We start from the raw sequence: 17,927 nt of genomic DNA, 5'->3' as shown, positions 1-17,927 counted from the left end.
GCCGGAAACGCACGCTGGCTTAAGCACCGCGTACTGCCGGTCAATGCCGCGATGGAATAATTGAGGAGTGATGATGCCCATTCAGATCTTACCCCCCCAGCTTGCCAATCAGATTGCCGCCGGTGAGGTGGTTGAGCGCCCGGCGTCGGTGGTGAAAGAGCTGGTGGAAAACTGCCTGGATGCCGGCGCGACCCGCATCGATATCGATATCGAGAAGGGGGGGGCTAAGCTGATCCGCATTCGCGATAACGGCTGCGGCATCGGTAAAGAGGAGCTGGCAATGGCGCTGGCGCGTCATGCCACCAGTAAAATCAGCACTCTCGACGATCTGGAAGCGATCGCCAGCCTCGGTTTTCGCGGTGAAGCGCTGGCCAGTATCAGCTCGGTGTCGCGTCTGCTGCTGACCTCGCGCACGGCGGAGCAGAGCGAAGCCTGGCAGGCTTACGCCGAAGGGCGTGACCAGGCGGTAACCCTGAAACCGGCCGCCCACCCGCAGGGCACCACGCTGGAAGTGCTGGACCTGTTCTACAACACCCCGGCGCGGCGCAAGTTTATGCGCACCGAGAAAACCGAATTTACCCATATTGATGAAGTGATCCGCCGTATTGCGCTGGCGCGCTTCGACGTGGCTTTCTCCCTTAGCCACAACGGCAAGCTGGTGCGTCAGTATCGCGGTGCCAGCGATCCCACGCAGCGTGAACGGCGGCTGGCGGCGATCTGCGGATCCACCTTTATCAGCCATGCGCTGCGCATTGAATGGCAGCATGGCGATCTGATCCTGCAGGGCTGGGTGGCCGATCCGGTCGGGTCGAAGGCGCTGAGCGAGCTGCAGTACTGCTATGTCAACGGCCGCATGATGCGCGACCGGCTCATCGGCCATGCGATTCGCCAGGCCTATCAGGACAAGCTCGGCGATGGCCATCAACCGGCCTATGTGCTCTATCTGGAGATCGACCCGCACCAGGTTGATGTCAACGTGCATCCGGCCAAGCATGAGGTGCGCTTCCATCAGTCGCGGCTGGTGCACGATTTTATTTACCAGGGCGTGATCAGCGTGCTGCAGGCCTGTGAAGCGCCCACGCTGCCAGACGTTGCTGCGCAGTCGTCCGAACGCTGGCAGCCGGAAAACCGTCAGGCGGCGGGAGAGAATCACTTTGCCTCACCGGCCGCCGGGCGAAACCGCGGTGATACAGAACGGGGCGGGTTCGCCGTACCCGCACCCGATGCCGCTACCGGAACAGACACCAGGCCAGGTTCAGCCGCAAATGTGGGTGCCGGTACAAATGCAGGTACAGGCACAACTGCAGCCACAAATTCAGATGCGGGCACAAAGGCAGGCGCAGACACAGGTGCTGAGGCAGGCATACAGGCACGAACCTACCCAACGACACATGCAGACAACGGCAGCCGCACCGGGGCCGCCGCTGCAACGGAGGCGGGCTGGCCCGGCCAGCTGCCGCAGTATCAGCAGCGCGAAGGCGCACTGTACCGCCAGCTGATGACCACGCCGGCGGCGGGGCGTGGAGAAGAGCCGAAACAGCCTTATGCGCAGGCTGATGTTTCTTCCCCGCCCGCCGCCACTGCGCCGCGTGCCACGGCAGCGGTCGACGCCCCGCTAAGCGGCCATGCTCAGAGCTTTGGCCGCGTGTTGACGGTGGTGCAACAGCAGTATGCGCTGCTGGAAAGCAAAAACCGTCTGACGCTGTTGTCGCTCAGCGTGGCCGAACGCTGGCTGAAACAGGCACAGCTGGAGCCGGGGAGTGAAGGACTGAAGCCGCAGCCGCTGCTGATCCCGGTGCGGCTGCAGTTAGATAAGGCTGAAATAGCCACGATTGGCCGCTGTGCCGGGCTGCTGAACCAGCTGGGTATCGATCTGCACAACGACGCGCAGCGGGTGATGCTGCGCGCCGTGCCTTTACCATTGCGCCAACAAAATTTACAAAACTTGATTCCAGAACTGTTAGGCTACTTAGCCCGGCAGGAGGGTGTTTCAGCCAGCCAGACGGCGCAGTGGTTAGCGCGCCAGTCGGTTTCTGAACATGCGCACTGGAATCACTCGCAGGCGATTGCTCTGCTGGCCGACGTGGAACGTCTCTGCCCGCAGCTGGTTAAATCGCCACCTTCCGGATTATTGCAAGACGTTGATATCACAATGGCGATGAACGCCCTGAAGCAATGAGTGAACAATCTAAGGCTGGCCTGCCGAAGGCGATATTTTTGATGGGGCCAACGGCCTCGGGTAAAACGGCTCTGGCCATGGCGCTACGCCAGACCCAGCCGGTTGAACTGATTAGCGTGGATTCTGCGCTGATCTACCGCGGGATGGATATCGGAACCGCTAAGCCCACCAGTGATGAGCTGGCGTTGGCACCCCATCGTTTGCTGGACATCCGCGATCCGGCAGAAAGCTATTCCGCCGCCGAATTCCGTCGTGATGCGCTGGCTGAAATGGCGGAGATTACCGCGCGGGGCAACATCCCGCTGCTTGTTGGTGGCACCATGCTCTACTACAAGGCGTTGCTGGAAGGATTGTCGCCGTTGCCCCCGGCGGATCCTGAAGTGCGTCAGCGTATAGAGCAGATGGCGAGTGAGCAGGGCTGGGAAGCGCTGCACGGTCAGTTATGTGACATAGATCCCGTTGCTGGCGCTCGTATTCATCCGAATGATCCCCAGAGACTCTCGCGAGCACTGGAAGTTTTTTTTATTTCGGGTAAAACTTTAACGGAACTGACGAAAACATCCGGTGAAGCTCTGCCTTATGATGTGGCCCAGTTTGCTATCGCACCCGCGAATCGCGAGCTGATCCATCAGCGTATTGAGCAGCGCTTTCATCAGATGCTGGCGTCAGGGTTTGAAGCGGAGGCTCGGGCACTGTTTGCACGAGGTGATTTGCATACGGATATGCCTTCCATTCGTTGTGTTGGTTATCGCCAGATGTGGTTATTTTTGTCGGGCGAAATTGATTACGATGAAATGGTTTATCGGGGAATTTGCGCGACCCGGCAGTTGGCTAAGCGCCAGATAACCTGGTTACGCGGTTGGGAAAACGTTCACTGGCTTGACAGCGAACATCCTGAGGCGGCGTATGCCAGCGTGCTACAGGTTCTTAGTGCTAAGCATGGGTGATTGTGTACAATTGGTTTGTTATCGTGCGCAAATTTTTTAGGTCGTATTTCGAACTGCAAGGTTCTTAAAGTTATAAACAACAAGCATATAAGGAAAAGATAGAATGGCTAAGGGGCAATCTTTGCAAGATCCGTTCTTGAACGCACTGCGTCGCGAACGTGTTCCGGTTTCAATTTATTTGGTCAACGGCATTAAACTGCAGGGGCAGATCGAGTCGTTTGACCAGTTTGTTATTTTGCTGAAAAACACGGTTAGCCAGATGGTGTATAAGCACGCGATCTCTACCGTTGTCCCGTCCCGTCCGGTCTCCCACCACAGCAACAATGCGGGTGGCGGAAGCAGCAACTATCATCACGGCGGTAGCAATCAGGGTGGGTCTTCCCAGCCTGCACAAGACAATGACGACGCTGAGTAAGTAAGTCACTGTCCCACCATGACGGGGCTCTGCCAGCCAGCAGACACCCCGTCCTGGCAAAGACGTTAAGCCGGTTTCCTCATTCGCCCGGAGCGGAGCGAAATCGCGCATACAAGCCGTTCGCCGAGCCGAACGCGCAAATTAATCTGAATTTGACGCCGTAAGGCCATCGCGCATCAGGTTTCACAGGGTTCCGAGAGGTTGCAATATTGTTTGACCGTTATGATGCCGGTGAGCACGCCGTACTGGTTCACATCTACTTTACCCAGGATCGGGATATGGAAGACCTCCAGGAGTTTGAATCTCTGGTCTCTTCCGCCGGCGTGGAAGCGTTGCGTGTCGTAACCGGCAGCCGCAAAGCGCCCCTCCCGAAATATTTTGTGGGTGAAGGTAAAGCGGCAGAAATTGCCGAGGCGGTAAAAGAGAGCGGTGCCACGGTGGTACTGTTCGATCATGCCTTAACGCCGGCGCAGGAGCGTAATCTGGAAGCGCTGTGTCAGTGCCGGGTAATTGACCGTACCGGACTGATCCTTGATATCTTCGCCCAGCGCGCGCGCACCCACGAAGGTAAACTGCAGGTAGAGCTCGCGCAGCTGCGCCACCTTGCCACCCGTCTGGTTCGCGGCTGGACGCACCTTGAGCGCCAGAAAGGCGGTATTGGTTTACGTGGCCCAGGGGAAACTCAGCTGGAAACCGACCGTCGTTTACTGCGTAACCGCATTACCCTGATTCTTTCCCGCCTGTCGCGCGTTGAAAAACAGCGTGAGCAGGGCAGGCAGGCGCGTAACAAGGCCGATGTGCCGACCGTGTCTCTGGTGGGCTATACCAACGCTGGTAAATCCACCCTGTTTAACCGCTTAACCTCTGCCGACGTTTATGCGGCAGACCAGCTGTTTGCCACCCTCGACCCGACCCTGCGCCGGGTGGACGTCGCCGACGTCGGTGAAGTGGTGCTGGCCGATACCGTCGGCTTTATTCGCCATTTGCCACACGACCTCGTGGCCGCGTTTAAGGCCACGCTGCAGGAGACGCGCGAGGCAACGCTGCTGTTGCACGTGATTGACGCCGCCGACGTGCGCCTTGAGGAAAACATCGAGGCGGTTAACGTGGTGCTGGAAGAGATTGAGTCCGATCAGATCCCCAGCCTGCTGGTGATGAATAAAATCGATATGCTGGACGGTTTTGAGCCACGTATCGATCGCGATGAAGAGAACCGGCCCATTCGGGTCTGGCTCTCTGCCCAAACCGGCGTCGGGTTGCCGCTGTTGTTCCAGGCGCTGACCGAGCGGCTGGCCGGCGAGATCGCTCAGGTTGATTTACGTCTGCCGCCGGAAGCGGGGCGGCTGCGCAGCCGTTTTTATCAGCTTCACGCGATTGAAAAAGAGTGGAACGAAGAAGATGGCAGCGTGGGAATGCACGTGCGTATGCCGATCGTCGACTGGCGCCGCCTGTGTAAACAGGAACCGACGCTGGCGAATTACATTGTTAACTGATTTTGCCTGACACGCGTATCCCGGCCTGGGGTACCACCGCACACACAATTAATGGAGTATAAACATGGCGTGGAATCAGCCCGGGAATAACGGACAGGACCGCGACCCGTGGGGAAGCAGCAATAATCAAGGCGGCAACTCTGGGGGAAATAAGGGAGGGCGCGATAAGGGGCCTCCCGATCTTGATGATATCTTCCGTAAGCTGAGCAGCAAGCTCGGTGGCCTGGGCGGTGGTAACAAGAATAGTGATAACGGTGACGGTGGTCAGCGCAGGCCGGGTAACGGCGGGCGTCTGGTCGGGATTGTCGGCGTTGCGGCGGTGGTGATTTGGGCCGCCAGCGGTTTCTACACCATCAAAGAAGCAGAACGTGGCGTGGTGACACGCTTTGGTAAGTTCAGCCATCTGGTTGAGCCGGGCCTTAACTGGAAGCCGACCTTTATCGACCAGGTTCGCGCGGTGAACGTAGAGGCGGTACGCGAGCTGTCAGCTTCCGGCACCATGCTGACCTCCGATGAGAACGTGGTCCGCGTTGAGATGAACGTGCAGTACCGCGTCACTAACCCGGAACGCTATCTGTTCGCCGTCACCAGCGCAGACGACAGCCTGCGTCAGGCCACCGACAGCGCGCTGCGCGGCGTGATTGGCCGCTCAACGATGGATCGTATCCTGACCGAAGGGCGTACCGTGGTGCGTAGCGAAACCCAGCGTGAGCTGGAAGAGACCGTGCGCCCGTACGATATGGGTATCACCCTGCTGGACGTCAACTTCCAGACCGCGCGTCCACCGGAAGATGTGAAGGCCTCCTTCGATGATGCGATCGCCGCGCGTGAAAACCGCGAGCAGGCAGTCCGTGAAGCGGAAGCCTACGCCAACGATAAGCTGCCGCGTGCGCGTGGTGATGCGCAGGGTATTCTCGAAAAAGCCCGTGCTTACAAGTCCCGCGTAACGCTGGAAGCGCAGGGTGAAGTCGACAGCTTTGCGCGTATTCTGCCGGAATACAAAGCGGCACCGCAGATTACCCGTGAGCGTCTCTATATCGAGACCATGGAACGCGTGCTTGGCCACACCCGCAAGGTGCTGGTTAACGATAAAGGCAACAGCCTGATGGTGCTGCCGCTGGATCAACTGATGCGTGGACAGGCCGGCGGAGCGACCAGCAGTCGCGAAGGGAGCAACCCCCTGTCTCGTCTGCCGACATCTTCAGGCAGTAACGATCGCGCCACGGGCAGTACGTCGTTCAGTCCGGACGACATCATGGATCAGCGCCGGGTGAACGCTCAGCGTACCGATACCCAGCGCGAAGGGAGAGAGTAAACGATGCGTAAGCCATTAATCGTATTATTGATTGTTGTGCTGGTGGTGCTGTACGCGTCACTGTTTGTGGTTCAGGAAGGGCAGCGTGGCATCGTGATGCGCTTCGGCAAAGTTCTGCGTGACGATGAGAACAAGCCGCTGGTGTATGCACCGGGCCTGCACTTCAAGATCCCGTTCCTTGAGTCAGTGAAGACCCTCGACGCCCGTATCCAGACCATGGATAACCAGGCCGACCGCTTCGTGACCAAAGAGAAGAAAGATCTGATCGTCGATTCCTACATCAAATGGCGGATCAGCGACTTCAGCCGTTACTACCTCGCCACCGGCGGTGGTGATGTTTCTCAGGCCGAAGTGCTGCTGAAGCGTAAGTTCAGTGACCGTCTGCGTTCTGAGATTGGCCGTCTGGACGTGAAGGATATCGTCACCGATTCCCGCGGCCGTCTGACCACCGACGTGCGTGATGCGCTGAATACCGGTAGTGCCGGTCAGGATGATGAAGTTGCCACGCCGGCAGCGGATGATGCGATTGCCTCAGTGGCGGCGCGCGTAGAGCGTGAAACCACCGGCAACGAGCCGTCGATCAACCCGAACAGTATGGCCGCGCTGGGCATTCAGGTGGTGGACGTGCGGATCAAGCAGATCAACCTGCCGACCGAAGTCTCCGACGCGATCTATGCCCGTATGCGTGCCGAGCGTGAGTCCGTCGCGCGTAGCCAGCGCGCCCAGGGTGCGGAAGAAGCGGCCAAGGTTCGTGCTCAGGCCGATTACGAGGTTGAGCGCACGCTGGCTGAGGCCCGTCGTCAGGCGCTGATCACTCAGGGTGAAGGTGATGCGGAAGCGGCCAAGCTGTTTGCCAACGCCTTTAGCCAGGATCCGGATTTCTACGCTTTCATCCGTAGCCTGCGCGCCTATGAAAACAGCTTTAAGAGCAATCAGGACGTGATGGTGATGAGCCCGGACAGTGACTTCTTCCGCTTTATGAAGAATCCGTCCGCTACCGCCCGCTAATCCTTTGCTGTGACTGCCAGAGGCCGGATTTTCCGGCCTTTTTTTATGGGCGACATTCGCCACTCATCATGTGAACCTACGAGACGCATTTCAATGAATACAGCGGTATGGATGGCTGTGGGGCTGGTACTGGTGCTGGAAGGACTGGGGCCGATGCTGGTACCGCGCCTGTGGCGGCGGATGATCCTGTCGATGGCACAGCTGCCTGACAGTTTACTGCGGCGTATTGGCGGCGGGCTGGCGGTGGCCGGGGCCGTAATTTTCTACATGGTCAGCCGGGGCAACGGCGGTTAAGTGTGAGCTGTAGCGCGCTGTGGCGCGGCTCCGGCAAAAAAGTACGCAATCGTATGCTAAAACAGCTGAAAGACGAAAATGACGATGGTAGAATCCATTTTTAAGCAATCGGTGATTTTGAGAAATGGGTAAGAACGTTGTCGTACTGGGCACCCAATGGGGTGACGAAGGTAAAGGTAAGATCGTTGACCTCCTGACGGAACGTGCTAAATACGTAGTGCGCTATCAGGGCGGCCATAACGCTGGCCATACGCTAGTCATCAACGGTGAGAAAACCGTCCTCCATTTAATTCCATCAGGCATTCTGCGTGAAAACGTCACCAGCATCATCGGCAACGGTGTGGTGCTGTCTCCGGCTGCGCTGATGAAAGAGATGAAAGGTCTGGAAGATCGCGGCTTCCCGGTACGTGAGCGTCTGTTCATTTCTGAAGCCTGCCCGCTGATTCTGGAATATCACGTGGCGCTGGACGTGGCACGTGAGAAAGCGCGTGGCGCGAAAGCGATCGGCACCACCGGTCGTGGTATCGGCCCGGCTTACGAAGATAAAGTGGCCCGTCGTGGCCTGCGCGTTGGCGATCTGTTCAACAAAGAGACCTTCGCACAGAAGCTGAAAGAAGTGATGGAATACCATAACTTCGCGCTGGTTAACTACTACAAAACCGATGCGGTGGATTACGACAAAGTGCTGGCGGATACGCTGGCGATTGCCGATATCCTCACCGGCATGGTGGTTGACGTTTCAGAAGTGCTGGACGGTGCGCGTCAGCGCGGTGACCTGATCATGTTCGAAGGCGCCCAGGGCACCCTGCTGGACATCGACCACGGTACCTATCCGTATGTTACCTCGTCTAACACCACCGCCGGTGGCGTAGCGACCGGTTCCGGTATCGGTCCGCGTTACGTTGACTACGTGCTGGGTATCGTCAAAGCCTACTCTACCCGCGTGGGTGCAGGCCCGTTCCCGACCGAACTGTTCGACGAAACCGGCGAGTTCCTCTGCAAGCAGGGTAACGAGTTCGGCGCTACCACCGGCCGCCGTCGTCGTACCGGCTGGCTGGATGCGGTTGCCGTGCGCCGCGCCGTACAGATCAACTCCCTGTCAGGTTTCTGCATGACCAAACTGGACGTGCTGGATGGCCTGAAAGAGGTTAAAATCTGTGTGGCTTACCGTATGCCTGACGGCCGTGAAGTGACTACCACGCCGCTGGCAGCAGAAGGCTGGGAAGGCATTGAGCCGATTTATGAAACCCTGCCTGGCTGGTCTGAGACCACCTTCGGCGTGAAAACGCGGGAAGGTCTGCCGCAGGCCGCGCTGGACTACATCAAGCGCGTTGAAGAAGTGACCGGTGTGCCGATTGATATTATCTCAACCGGACCTGACCGTAGCGAAACCATGATTCTGCGCGACCCGTTTGACGCATAATTATGCTCTACACAAAATCATTCAAGATGCATCAAGGCGGCAAAGGAGTGAATCCCCGGGAACATAGAAAACTATGTGACTGGGGTGAACGAGAGCAGCCAACGCAGAGGCAGCTTGAAGGATGACGTGTATACTGGCCGGGCATTGCCCGGTCAGTTATTCTCCCGCACCGGTTTCCTGCCGTTCCCGTCTGCTGTGCCACCATGATTTTTCCCGCAATAAATAAAATAGCCCGCTTTAGCAGTGGCTGGTTTATTATCATTGTTAATTCCTGTTTTAAGCGGATGACGGCATGAGTTCAGGCTGTCTCTCTGAGGTCACTGTGCAGCTAACCAGCTTCACCGATTACGGTTTACGCGCGCTGATCTTCCTTGCCTCTCTGCCGGAGGGGAAGATGACCAGCATTAGCGAAGTTACCGACACCTACGGCGTGTCGCGTAATCATATGGTCAAAGTTATCAATCAACTTAGCCGTAACGGTTATGTCGCTGCCGTGCGGGGTAAAAACGGCGGTATTCGTCTGGGTAAATCAGCCAGCGATATCGTTGTCGGCCAGGTGGTGCGCGATATGGAGCCACTGCAGCTGGTCAACTGCAGCGAGGAGTTTTGCCATATTACCTCCGCCTGCCGCCTGAAGAAGGCGCTGTATGACGCCGTGCAGAGTTTTCTGCGCGAACTGGATAATTACACTCTGGCCGATCTGGTTGAAGACAACCATCCGCTCTACAAAATTTTGCTGACTGAACGACCTTCACTCAGCAGCTGACAACGGAGGAACCTCGATGTCAAAAGATCCTTTTCAGGACCGCGAAGCTGAGAAATACGAAAACCCGATTCCCAGCCGCGAATTTATTCTTGCTCATCTGGATAAACGGACGAGCCCGGCCAGCCGTGAAGAGCTGGCAGACGAACTCGCCATTAGCGGCGAGGAGCAGACTGAAGCGCTGCGCCGCCGCCTGCGCGCCATGGAACGCGATGGTCAGCTGGTGTTTACCCGCCGCCAGTGCTACGCGCTGCCGGAACGCCTCGACCTGCTGAAAGGCAAAGTGATCGGCCACCGCGACGGCTTTGGCTTCCTGCGTATTGAAGGCAGCAAGGACGATCTCTACCTCTCTGCCGAACAGATGAAAATGTGTATGCATGGCGACGTGATCCTCGCGCAGGCGATGGGCGCCGACCGCAAGGGCCGCCGTGAAGCACGTATGGTGCGCGTGGTTGAGCCGCGCAATGGCCAGATCGTTGGTCGCTACTTCACCGAGAGCGGTGTGGGCTTTGTAGTCCCGGACGACAGCCGCCTGAGCTTCGATATCCTGGTGCCGGCCGAAGAGCTGATGGGCGCGCGCATGGGTTATGTGGTGGTGGTGGAGCTGACCCAGCGTCCGACCCGCCGCAGCAAAGCCGTCGGTAAAGTGGTGGAAGTGCTGGGCGACAATATGGGCACCAGCATGGCCGTCGATATGGCGCTGCGCACCCATGATATTCCGCACGTCTGGCCGGAAGCGCTGGAAAAACAGATTGCCGGCCTGAGCGAAGAGGTGCCGGAAGAGGCGAAACGCGGTCGTGTTGACCTGCGCGACCTGCCGCTGGTGACCATCGACGGCGAAGACGCCCGTGACTTCGATGACGCAGTGTTCTGCGAACGTAAACGCGGCGGCGGCTGGCGGCTGTGGGTAGCGATTGCTGACGTCAGCTACTACGTGCGCCCGGGGACTCCGCTGGATGATGAAGCGGTCAACCGCGGCACCTCGGTCTACTTCCCTTCACAGGTGGTACCGATGCTGCCGGAAGTGCTGTCTAACGGCCTGTGCTCGCTGAACCCGGAAGTAGACCGCCTGTGTATGGTGTGCGAGATGACTATCTCGTCTACCGGTAAGCTGACCGGCTACAAGCACTACGAAGCGGTAATGAACTCCTTTGCCCGCCTGACCTACAACAAGGTGTGGAACATCCTGCAGGGCAATCAGGAGCTGCGTCAGCAGTACGAGCCGCTGGTACAGGACCTGGAAGAGCTGCACCGCATGTACCTGGCGCTGGAGAAATCCCGCGAGCAGCGCGGCGGCATCTCGTTCGAAACGGATGAAGCCAAGTTTGTCTTCAACGCCGATCGCCGCATCGAGCGCGTTGAGCTGGTGGCGCGTAACGATGCCCACAAGCTGATTGAAGAGTGCATGATCCTGGCGAACATCGCCTCGGCGCGCTTTGTTGAGAAGAACAACGAACCGGCGCTGTTCCGCGACCACGATCGCCCAAGTGATGAGAACATCAAGAGCTTCCGCTCGGTGCTGAACGAGCTGGGCCTGACGCTGCCGGGTGGAACGAAGCCACAGCCGCTGGACTACGCCGACCTGCTGAAGCAGATCGCCGGCCGTCCGGATCACGAAATGCTGCAGACCATGCTGCTGCGCTCAATGAAGCAGGCGGTGTACGATCCGGAAAACCGTGGCCACTTCGGCCTGGCGCTGGCCTCCTACGCCCACTTCACTTCACCCATCCGCCGCTACCCGGACCTGCTGCTGCACCGTGCGATTAAGTACCTGCTGGCAAAAGAGAACGGCAGTGAGGCCAACACCACGCCGACCGGTGGCTACCACTACGATCTGCAGCAGATGCTGCATTTCGGCCAGCACTGTTCGATGACCGAACGCCGGGCGGATGAAGCCACCCGCGACGTAGCGGACTGGCTGAAGTGTGACTTTATGCAGGACCAGGTCGGCGAAGCCTTTACCGGCGTGATCTCCAGCGTGACCGGTTTTGGCTTCTTCGTGCGCCTGAACGACCTGTTTATCGATGGCCTGGTGCACGTCTCCTCGCTGGATAATGACTACTACCGGTTTGACGCCGTCGGCCAGCGCCTGATCGGCGAATCCGGCGGGCGCAGCTATCGCCTCGGCGATACGGTTGAAGTACGGGTTAACGCGGTGCATATGGACGAGCGCAAAATCGACTTTGCGCTGATCTCCAGCGCCCGTAAACCACGTGGCGAAGGTAAAACCGAGCGCGAGCGTGAGAAGCGTGGCGGTGCGAAAAACAGCGGCAGCCGCCGTCGTGCGCCGCGTAAAGGTGCCAGTGCCGAGCGTGACAGCAGCGCCCGTGCGCCGAAAGAGCAGGCAGCCGCGCCGGGTGATAAAGCGGAGAAAAAGCCGCGCAAACCGTCTGATAAAACCCGCAAAATTGCTGCAGCCACCCGGGCAAAACGCAGCAAGAAAAACAGCGGCAGCGAGCAGTAGCGCCTGCCTGCCGGGCGGCGCGTGTCGCCCGTTGCTCTTAACGTCCGGGGCGCAGCTGGTCTGCGCCCCGGCAGCATAATTAACGAACCACCGGATTGATGAGATGAGTGAAATTGTATTTGGTATTCACGCCGTGCAGGCGCTGCTGGACAGCGATCCGCAGCGTTTCCAGGAAGTGTTTATCCAGAAGGGCCGCGATGACCGCCGCCTGACCACGCTGGTAAAGGCGCTGGAAGCGCAGGGCATCGTCATCCAGGTGGCGAGCAAGCAGGTGCTGGATAACAAATCCGAAGAGGCGTCCCACCAGGGCATCATTGCCCGCGTCAAGCCGGGGCGTCAGTATCAGGAAGGGGATATCCCGGACCTGCTGGCCAGCCTGGAGAATCCGTTCCTGCTGATCCTCGACGGCGTTACCGATCCGCACAACCTCGGCGCCTGCATGCGCAGCGCGGATGCGGCTGGCGTACACGCGATCATCGTGCCGAAGGATCGTTCTGCGGCGCTTAACGCGACGGCTAAAAAAGTGGCCAGCGGCGCGGCGGAGCATATTCCGCTGATCCGTGTGACTAACCTGGCGCGCACCATGCGCGTGCTGCAGGAAGCCAACGTATGGATCGTCGGCACCGCAGGGGAAGCCGATCACGACGTCTATCAGAGCAAAATGACCGGCCCGCTGGCGATGGTGATGGGTGCCGAGGGTGAAGGCATGCGTCGCCTGACCCGCGAGCACTGTGACGAACTGATCAGCATTCCGATGGCGGGCAGCGTCTCCTCGCTTAACGTTTCGGTCGCCACCGGCGTCTGTCTGTTTGAAGCAGTACGTCAGCGCGCGAAATAAGTATTCCGGGGCGCGTTCGCGCCCCGTTTATCGTCTGCCTGCCGACCCGCGTTACTGCACGCCTGCCGCCGGGCGATACAGCAGCGCCGAGGCGTACCACATGCCAGGTGCGACCGTCTCTCTTACTAACTGAATCTGATAATACGTTGCCCCCGCCGCCTGCGCTTTAGCGGCCAGCGCCCGTTCGGCGTCATCCGGTGAGCCGCGCACGGTGACGGTGGTGCTGCCGATTCTGCTCAGGCCAGCGCTCTGCGCACGGTTGATCTCCTGCGGCTGGCCGGTTGGCGGCGGCGGTGGCTGCGGCGTGGTGGTGAATACGCTGCAGCCGCCAAGCAGCAGCGTGGTAATCAGAAGGACGTTGCGCATAGTTGACCCACTCTCCTCATCTTTTGTTTAAGTTTAGGCTATGGATATGAAAAATAATCGGGTTTACCCTGGACGTTTCTGTGCGCAGGATTAATTTATCCCGCTTACACTGTTGAGCGTTGTCGCGTTGTCGCGTTGTCGCGTTGTCGCGTTGTCGCGTTGTCGCGTTGTCGCATTTTACATTGCCGCTTGCTGCCGCGGCTGATTTCACCAGGAGAGCCGATGATTGAGTTGAATACCGAAACCTTCGCGGGCATCGAGTGCCTGCATGCTGCGCCGGCCGGTAAGCGTGAACAACCGCTGCCGACGGTTCTGTTTTATCATGGTTTTACCTCCTCCAAAGAGGTTTATGCTTACTTCGCGGTGGCGCTGGCGCAGGCCGGTTTCCGCGCCATCCTGCCTGATGCTGATCAACATGGCTCACGCTATAACGGTGATACAGAGCACCGGCTCAGCCATTTCTGGGAGATCCTGCGCAGCAATATCGATGAACTGCCGCAGATTGAGCAGGCGCTGCGTGAGCAGCAGCTGATCGCGGGCAGCCGGCTGGCGGTCGCCGGGGCGTCGCAGGGCGGTATGACCGCGCTGGGGGCGCTGGCGCGTTATCCGCAGCTGACCAGCGGTGCCAGCCTGATGGGCTCCGGCTACTTCAGCCAGCTGGGGCAGACGCTGTTCCCGCCGCTGGTGGCCCGCTCGCCGGAACAAAAGGCGCAGCTGGCCGCCCGGCTGGCCCCGCTGGCGGAGTACGAGGTCAGCCATCAGCTGGCGAAGATTGCCAGTCGCCCGCTGCTGGTGTGGCACGGCGATGCTGATGAGGTGGTGCCGGTTGCCGAAAGCGTGCGGCTGGAGAAAGATCTGCGCGAGGCCGGTCTGAACGATAACCTGACGTATCTGACCGAAACCGGCATCGGGCATCGCATCACGCCTTCGGCGCTGACGGCGTTGACAGCGTTCTTTACGCATCACCTGTAATCGTCCGGCGGGGCCAGTACCGATCTGATGCCGTACTGGCCCCGCCTGCGTGATGCCGGGTTAACCCTGTCTTGCGCAACCGGTTGAGCGCCCCTGCCTGCCTGGCCGGGGCCAGTTACGGGCGGGTCTGCCGTAGCGATCTCCTGTTAATCTGCATTCGCATCCGCTCGCCTTGCGCCGCGCGCGAGTTATTTACGGCTTCTTCGATCTTTACCTTGAGTTAACCCCCTATCGCCAGTATGATTACGCGTCAATTTTTCAGCCGTTCACAAACACGTTCCTTGCTTCCATGGGCCACGGTTGACCCTGACAGGAGGCTGAATAATCCGTAAGGAGCAAAATACGATGCGTCATTACGAAATCGTTTTTATGGTTCATCCTGACCAGAGCGAACAGGTTCCTGGCATGATCGAGCGTTACTCTGCAACCATCACTGGTGCTCAGGGTACGATCCACCGCCTGGAAGACTGGGGCCGCCGTCAGCTGGCTTACCCGATCAACAAACTGCACAAAGCTCACTACGTTCTGCTGAACGTGGAAGCCCCGCAGGAAGCGATCGATGAGCTGGAAACTAACTTCCGCTTCAACGACGCCGTTATCCGCAGCATGGTTATGCGCGTTAAGCACGCCGTAACTGAAGCATCTCCGATGGTTAAAGCGAAAGACGAGCGCCGTGAGCGTCGTGAAGATTTCGTTAACGAAACCTCTGATGATGCAGATGCTGGGGATTCTGAAGAGTAATTGTCCGTGACGGTCAATCGCCTGATGCTGTCTGGTACCGTGTGCAAGACGCCAGTGCGAAAAATAAGCCCGTCAGGAATTCCACACTGTCAGTTCGTGCTTGAGCACCGTTCTGAACAGGTGGAAGCCGGTTTTAACCGGCAGGCCTGGTGCCGGATGCCGGTGATTATCAGCGGCAAAGCCCATCAGGCCATTACTCAAAGTATAACGGTCGGTACGCAGCTTACCGTTCAGGGCTTTATTTGCAGCCATCAAGGGCGCAACGGTCTGAACAAAATGGTACTGCATGCCGAGCAGATTGAATTGATAGATTCTGGAGACTAGCCTAATGGCACGTTATTTCCGTCGTCGCAAGTTCTGCCGTTTCACCGCGGAAGGCGTTGTAGAGATTGATTACAAAGACATCGCTACGCTGAAAAACTACATTACCGAAAGCGGTAAAATTGTCCCGAGCCGTATTACCGGTACTCGTGCAAAATACCAGCGCCAGCTGGCTCGCTGCATCAAGCGCGCCCGCTACCTGTCCCTGCTGCCATATACTGATCGTCATCAGTAATACGGCCGCCGTCTATTAACGACTTAAAGAGGATAAGGTAATGCAAGTTATTCTGCTTGATAAAGTAGCAAACCTGGGAACCCTGGGCGACCAGGTCAACGTTAAAGCGGGCTACGCTCGTAACTTCCTGGTACCACAGGGCAAAGCTGTTCCTGCTACCAAGAAAAACGTTGAGTTCTTCGAAGGCCGCCGTGCAGAACTGGAAGCCAAACTGGCTGACGTTCTGTCTGCAGCTAACGCACGTGCTGAGACCATCAGTGCACTGGGCACCGTTACCATCGTGTCTAAAGCAGGCGACGAAGGCCGGCTGTTCGGTTCTATCGGTACCCGCGACATCGCTGACGCTGTAACTGCAGCTGGCGTTGAAGTGGCTAAGAGCGAAGTTCGTCTGCCGAACGGCGTTCTGCGTACTACCGGTGAGCACGAAGTGGACTTCCAGGTTCACAGCGAAGTCTTCGCTAAGCTGATCGTGAAAGTAGTCGCTGGCGCGTAATTGCTCCCAGCGCAGTAAAAACGCCGGCCTCGCGCCGGCGTTTTTATTTCTGCCGGCAGCGGGCGTTCTTCCTGCTGCCGGCGGCGATGCGCCGGTTACTGTGCCCGGATAAAACTGCCGTCCGGCTGACGGGTAAACAGGATCTCACCGCTGGCCCCCTGCAGCGTTAAGCCGTTCACCACCCCCTGCGCGTTCTGACGAATTTTGACCTGCTGACCGCTACGTAAGGTACTCAGCGGACGATCCGCCCCCTCTACCTGTGCCATCGAAAACACGTCGTTGACCGGCAGATTATTGTCGCGGAACAGCTGTGCCAGCGTCTGGCCGGAAGAGATAGTGTAGCTGTTCCACTGCCCCTGAGTATCACGCTGGGCGGTGACCGGGGCGTTTAAATCGCCTTCGATCGTAGCCTGCAGCGGCACCTCTCGCGGCGCGGAGCCGTTCTGTAACGGGGTTTCCACCGCGCGCTGCGGTGCGGCGGACGGCCATAAAAAGGCCAGTAAAATCACCAGCACGGCAATGATAATGCCGCGACGGTGCGGTAGTGGCAGCGGATCCATCCAGCTGATCCGATCCGGCAGGTGCCAGAGCCGGATCAGCCATTCGGGGGCGCGTAGCGCGCGGAATGCTCCTGGCATGTCGTTCTCCTTCTGACGCGAAAAACGCGCAGTCAGTGAGTTTTTGATCGTGCTGATCTTCAACCAGGAAGCGGCAAGCGGCGGGCTTTTGCGTTTCCTGCGGGCAATCTGGCCCATTAATACCTCTGAGTACACTGTAGCTGAACCACTCTTGGCCGGGAAACTTTGTTGGTCATCTTCATCTCACACGACGCGTTTTTTCACGCATTTCGCATCAGATCGGATTTTTTGCCCGGCGACAATCAGGCAAGGCTTAAAATTGGTAATGATATTGTTTCTTTTTCCGGTACAAAAGTCACCTGCGGAAGATGAGATTTTACGCCCGTTCGCTGCGCTGTTATGCTTCGGGCTGGTTTTTATCAATGATGAAAGGAAAATTCATGTCTACCCCTTCTTTTGACAGTGTTGAAGCGCAAGCAAGTTACGGTATCGGCTTACAGGTCGGTCAGCAGTTACAGGAATCCGGCCTGCAGGGTCTGCAGCCCGAAGCGCTGTTAGCGGGCCTGCGCGACGCGCTGGAAGGGAATGCTCCTGCTGTCCCGGTTGACGTGGTACACCGTGCGCTGCGCGAAGTCCACGAGCGTGCAGAAGTGGTGCGCAGCGAGCGCCAGCAGGCGCTGGCCGTAGAAGGTCAGAAATTCCTCGAAGAGAACGCCCAGCGTGAAGGCGTGAACAGCACCGAAACCGGTCTGCAGTTCAGCGTGCTGACCCAGGGTGAAGGTGCGATCCCGTCCCGTCAGGACCGCGTGCGCGTGCACTACACCGGTAAACTGATCGACGGCAGCGTGTTCGACAGTTCCGTACAGCGCGGCGAGCCGGCTGAGTTCCCGGTGAGCGGCGTGATCCCAGGCTGGATCGAAGCGCTGACCCTGATGCCGGTCGGTTCTAAATGGCAGCTGGTGATCCCACACAACCTCGCCTACGGCGAGCGCGGCGCCGGTGCCTCGATCCCGCCGTTCAGCACCCTGGTATTTGAGGTCGAGCTGCTGGAAATTCTGTAAGCCGCTTTGCGGCGGGCGGTG

At 58.4% G+C, this 17,927-nt stretch carries 20 protein-coding genes; 18 read left to right on the top strand and 2 right to left on the bottom strand.

What is annotated here, in order from left to right; translation table 11 throughout:
- Positions 1 to 73 precede the first annotated feature (73 nt).
- From mutL to rlmB, 11 genes are all read left to right on the top strand, one after another.
- Positions 74 to 2,179 carry a DNA mismatch repair endonuclease MutL gene (gene mutL, locus GKQ23_RS21220; protein WP_212409364.1) on the top strand — a complete coding sequence of 702 codons (2,106 nt, stop codon included), beginning with the start codon at positions 74 to 76 and terminating at the stop codon, positions 2,177 to 2,179.
- Positions 2,176 to 3,126 carry a tRNA (adenosine(37)-N6)-dimethylallyltransferase MiaA gene (gene miaA / locus GKQ23_RS21215; RefSeq protein WP_212409363.1) on the top strand — a complete coding sequence of 317 codons (951 nt, stop codon included), beginning with the start codon at positions 2,176 to 2,178 and terminating at the stop codon, positions 3,124 to 3,126. Before mutL ends, miaA begins: the two co-directional genes overlap by 4 nt.
- A 103-nt stretch (positions 3,127 to 3,229) precedes the next feature.
- On the top strand, positions 3,230 to 3,541 hold the full coding sequence (gene hfq / locus GKQ23_RS21210; RefSeq protein WP_056235404.1) for an RNA chaperone Hfq: 312 nt from the start codon (positions 3,230 to 3,232) through the stop codon (positions 3,539 to 3,541).
- Positions 3,542 to 3,750: 209 nt separating this feature from the next.
- On the top strand, positions 3,751 to 5,034 hold the full coding sequence (gene hflX, locus GKQ23_RS21205) for a ribosome rescue GTPase HflX (RefSeq protein WP_056235407.1): 1,284 nt from the start codon (positions 3,751 to 3,753) through the stop codon (positions 5,032 to 5,034).
- 64 nt (positions 5,035 to 5,098) lie between these two features.
- On the top strand, positions 5,099 to 6,349 hold the full coding sequence (gene hflK, locus GKQ23_RS21200) for an FtsH protease activity modulator HflK (RefSeq protein WP_056235410.1): 1,251 nt from the start codon (positions 5,099 to 5,101) through the stop codon (positions 6,347 to 6,349).
- A 3-nt stretch (positions 6,350 to 6,352) separates the two neighbouring features.
- Entirely contained in the window at positions 6,353 to 7,357 is a 1,005-nt protein-coding gene (hflC, locus tag GKQ23_RS21195) for a protease modulator HflC (RefSeq protein WP_056235413.1), read from the top strand.
- A gap of 93 nt (positions 7,358 to 7,450) precedes the next feature.
- Positions 7,451 to 7,651, top strand: coding sequence for a DUF2065 domain-containing protein (locus tag GKQ23_RS21190; protein WP_056235415.1), 201 nt, complete (start codon positions 7,451 to 7,453; stop codon positions 7,649 to 7,651).
- A 124-nt stretch (positions 7,652 to 7,775) separates the two neighbouring features.
- A complete protein-coding gene (locus GKQ23_RS21185) occupies positions 7,776 to 9,074 on the top strand; it encodes an adenylosuccinate synthase (RefSeq protein ID WP_212409362.1) in 1,299 nt (432 codons plus the stop codon).
- Positions 9,075 to 9,396: 322 nt separating this feature from the next.
- Positions 9,397 to 9,840 carry a nitric oxide-sensing transcriptional repressor NsrR gene (nsrR, locus tag GKQ23_RS21180; RefSeq protein ID WP_212411916.1) on the top strand — a complete coding sequence of 148 codons (444 nt, stop codon included), beginning with the start codon at positions 9,397 to 9,399 and terminating at the stop codon, positions 9,838 to 9,840.
- A 16-nt stretch (positions 9,841 to 9,856) separates the two neighbouring features.
- Positions 9,857 to 12,301, top strand: a complete 2,445-nt coding sequence (gene rnr, locus GKQ23_RS21175) for a ribonuclease R (RefSeq protein WP_056235425.1) — start codon at positions 9,857 to 9,859, stop codon at positions 12,299 to 12,301.
- Positions 12,302 to 12,404: 103 nt separating this feature from the next.
- Positions 12,405 to 13,139 (top strand): 23S rRNA (guanosine(2251)-2'-O)-methyltransferase RlmB, encoded by a 735-nt coding sequence (rlmB, locus tag GKQ23_RS21170; protein ID WP_212409361.1) that lies wholly within the window; start codon positions 12,405 to 12,407, stop codon positions 13,137 to 13,139.
- A gap of 51 nt (positions 13,140 to 13,190) precedes the next feature.
- On the opposite strand, the gene bsmA is transcribed toward rlmB, so the two are convergent.
- Entirely contained in the window at positions 13,191 to 13,505 is a 315-nt protein-coding gene (bsmA, locus tag GKQ23_RS21165) for a biofilm peroxide resistance protein BsmA (protein WP_212409360.1), read from the bottom strand.
- A 222-nt stretch (positions 13,506 to 13,727) separates the two neighbouring features.
- Here bsmA and yjfP point away from each other — a divergent pair, with 222 nt between their 5' ends.
- The 5 genes from yjfP (at position 13,728) to rplI (ending at position 16,267) form a co-directional block, all read left to right on the top strand.
- Complete coding sequence (gene yjfP / locus GKQ23_RS21160) at positions 13,728 to 14,477, top strand: esterase (protein ID WP_101506113.1); 750 nt, start codon at positions 13,728 to 13,730, stop codon at positions 14,475 to 14,477.
- 345 nt (positions 14,478 to 14,822) lie between these two features.
- Positions 14,823 to 15,218: a 30S ribosomal protein S6 gene (gene rpsF, locus GKQ23_RS21155; protein WP_056235438.1), complete on the top strand. Its 396-nt coding sequence runs from the start codon at positions 14,823 to 14,825 to the stop codon at positions 15,216 to 15,218.
- 6 nt (positions 15,219 to 15,224) lie between these two features.
- A complete protein-coding gene (gene priB / locus GKQ23_RS21150; RefSeq protein ID WP_056236364.1) occupies positions 15,225 to 15,542 on the top strand; it encodes a primosomal replication protein N in 318 nt (105 codons plus the stop codon).
- 4 nt (positions 15,543 to 15,546) lie between these two features.
- Positions 15,547 to 15,774: a 30S ribosomal protein S18 gene (gene rpsR, locus GKQ23_RS21145; protein ID WP_002210155.1), complete on the top strand. Its 228-nt coding sequence runs from the start codon at positions 15,547 to 15,549 to the stop codon at positions 15,772 to 15,774.
- 40 nt (positions 15,775 to 15,814) lie between these two features.
- The gene (gene rplI / locus GKQ23_RS21140; protein WP_056235441.1) at positions 15,815 to 16,267 is read left to right on the top strand and encodes a 50S ribosomal protein L9; all 453 of its coding nucleotides are present in this window, start codon (positions 15,815 to 15,817) and stop codon (positions 16,265 to 16,267) included.
- A gap of 95 nt (positions 16,268 to 16,362) precedes the next feature.
- Here rplI and GKQ23_RS21135 read toward each other — a convergent pair whose 3' ends face one another.
- Positions 16,363 to 16,905, bottom strand: coding sequence for a LysM-like peptidoglycan-binding domain-containing protein (locus tag GKQ23_RS21135; RefSeq protein ID WP_249168445.1), 543 nt, complete (start codon positions 16,903 to 16,905; stop codon positions 16,363 to 16,365).
- 43 nt (positions 16,906 to 16,948) lie between these two features.
- Here GKQ23_RS21135 and GKQ23_RS21130 point away from each other — a divergent pair, with 43 nt between their 5' ends.
- Complete coding sequence (locus GKQ23_RS21130; protein WP_212411981.1) at positions 16,949 to 17,305, top strand: hypothetical protein; 357 nt, start codon at positions 16,949 to 16,951, stop codon at positions 17,303 to 17,305.
- Positions 17,286 to 17,906, top strand: a complete 621-nt coding sequence (gene fklB, locus GKQ23_RS21125) for an FKBP-type peptidyl-prolyl cis-trans isomerase (RefSeq protein ID WP_056235443.1) — start codon at positions 17,286 to 17,288, stop codon at positions 17,904 to 17,906. Before GKQ23_RS21130 ends, fklB begins: the two co-directional genes overlap by 20 nt.
- Positions 17,907 to 17,927: the final 21 nt, after the last annotated feature.

The organism is Erwinia sp. E602, from assembly GCF_018141005.1.
GTDB lineage: Bacteria > Pseudomonadota > Gammaproteobacteria > Enterobacterales > Enterobacteriaceae > Erwinia.
This window is presented reverse-complemented; position numbering and strand designations above follow the sequence as displayed.